General features: G+C 28.1%; 3 protein-coding genes. All 3 read right to left on the reverse strand.

What is annotated here, in order from left to right:
* Window positions 1–972, reverse strand: a 972-nt coding sequence (locus AMN84_RS03610) for an HD domain-containing protein (RefSeq protein ID WP_143755541.1), incomplete at its 3' end; no start/stop codon positions are given.
* The gene (folK, locus tag AMN84_RS03615; protein ID WP_075483463.1) at window positions 959–1,516 is read right to left on the reverse strand and encodes a 2-amino-4-hydroxy-6-hydroxymethyldihydropteridine diphosphokinase; all 558 of its coding nucleotides are present in this window, start codon (window positions 1,514–1,516) and stop codon (window positions 959–961) included. The genes folK and AMN84_RS03610, both read right to left, overlap by 14 nt.
* Window positions 1,482–1,884 (reverse strand): SsrA-binding protein SmpB (gene smpB, locus AMN84_RS03620; protein WP_075483465.1); only part of this gene is annotated, 403 nt, incomplete at its 5' end. The genes folK and smpB, both read right to left, overlap by 35 nt.

The following is a 1,884-nucleotide window of genomic DNA, read 5'->3' on the forward strand; positions in this document are numbered from 1 at the left end:
TCTTAATTGAATTTCAATAGGTCTTTTATTTGGACCAATGATAGCGGTATGTAATGATTGATATTTGTTTATTTTAGGTGATGAAATATAATCTTTAAATCTTCCCGGTATACAATTCCATTTTTTATGAAATACACCTAATGTTTTATAACAGTCTGATACATCGTTAACAATTACTCTAAACCCAATTATATCAGTAATTTGCTCTAATGAAGTTCTTTTTTTTTGAATTTTTCTCCAAATAGAAAAAGGTGTTTTCTCTCTACCAAATATTTTAACATTCAGTCCTTCTTCTTTTAAAATTTTATGAAACTCCTCAGAAAGTACATTGAAATTTGAAATATTATTTTCTTTAATTTCGTCCAATCTTTTTTTTACAAGATATCTGGCTTCAGGGTTCAAAATTTCAAAAGAGAGATCTTCCAGTTCATCTCTTATTCTATTCATCCCCATTCTATCAGCTAAAGGAGCATATATTTCCATCGTTTCTTTCGCTTTTCTTATTTGTTTTTCTTTAGTTTTTACAAATTTGATTGTTCTCATGTTGTGAAGTCTATCTGCTAACTTTACAAGAAGAACTCTAATATCTTTAGAAGTTGCTATAATTAATTTTCTAAAATTTTCTGCTTTGGAGTTTTGAGCTGCTTGATTTTCAAATTCAGATATTTTTGTTACACCTTCAACCAAATCGGCTACTTCTTGACCAAATTCTTCTTTAATAGTTTTATAGGTAGCTCTGGTATCTTCAATCGTATCATGAAGTAATCCTGTTGCGATAGTCGCGCTATCAAGTTTTAAATCTGAAAGAATGTCCGCAACTGCTATTGGATGAATTATATATGGTACACCTTCATCCCTTTTCTGTTTTTTATGAGCCTCGAGAGCAAAATTATAAGCTTTTGTTAAAGTTGTTGGGTTTAAAAACTTATTATATTCCCTTACCTTGTTTATTAATTCCTCAGATTTTAGCATACTTTATTATATCATTAGTTTGATAAATCTTTATATCACTAATTGAATTAGAGCTTAATTTTCTCAATAAAATATCTATTTTTTGCTTACTTTTTGGATGTATCCAATTTTTTTTTATTTCATATAATGGAATTAAAGTAAAATTTCTCTCATGCATTCTTGGATGTGGAGTAATAATTTCTTTTCCATTATGTACAATATTTTTACAAGAATTGTTGAAATCAATAATATCAATATCACAAGTTCTTGGTGCATTTTTAATATTTTTTTTTCTCCCTAATAAAATCTCTATTCTTTTAATTTTTTCAAACAAATCGATAATTGTTAACTTTGTTTTACATTCAATAATTGAATTTAAAAATTTAGGATTTGACTTATCTGGCCATGACGGAGTTTCATAAAGTTTTGAGACTTTAAGAAAATTACAAAAATGTGATAAATGAAACTTAGTTTTTTCAATATTATCAGCTCTATTTCCCAAATTTGAACCTATCGCCAGTATGATTGTATTATGACGACCTTCTAAAATATCTTGCTTTATCACGGTTCCAGTCCCTTGTTTTTTTTGTTTGTCGTTTATCAAATCTTTTTTTACCTTTTGCGACTGCAATCTCCAACTTTGCTCTCCCTTTTTTAAAATACATTTTAAGAGGAATAAGTGACAATCCATCTCTATTTACTTTACCAATTAATTTTTTAATCTCTCTTTTGTTTAACAACAGCTTTCTCTCTTCTCTAGGATTATGGTTAGTAAAACTCGCCTCTTTATAAATTGGTATGTGTGAATTTACTAAAAAAAACTCACCACCTTTTTCAATAGCATAAGACTCTGCTATATTTACTTTTCCCTCTCTTACAGACTTAATCTCAGATCCTTTTAATACAATCCCAGCCTCTAAAATTTCTTGGAAA

It is taken from the genome of Candidatus Pelagibacter communis, assembly GCF_001180105.1.
Classification (GTDB): domain Bacteria; phylum Pseudomonadota; class Alphaproteobacteria; order Pelagibacterales; family Pelagibacteraceae; genus Pelagibacter; species Pelagibacter ubique_K.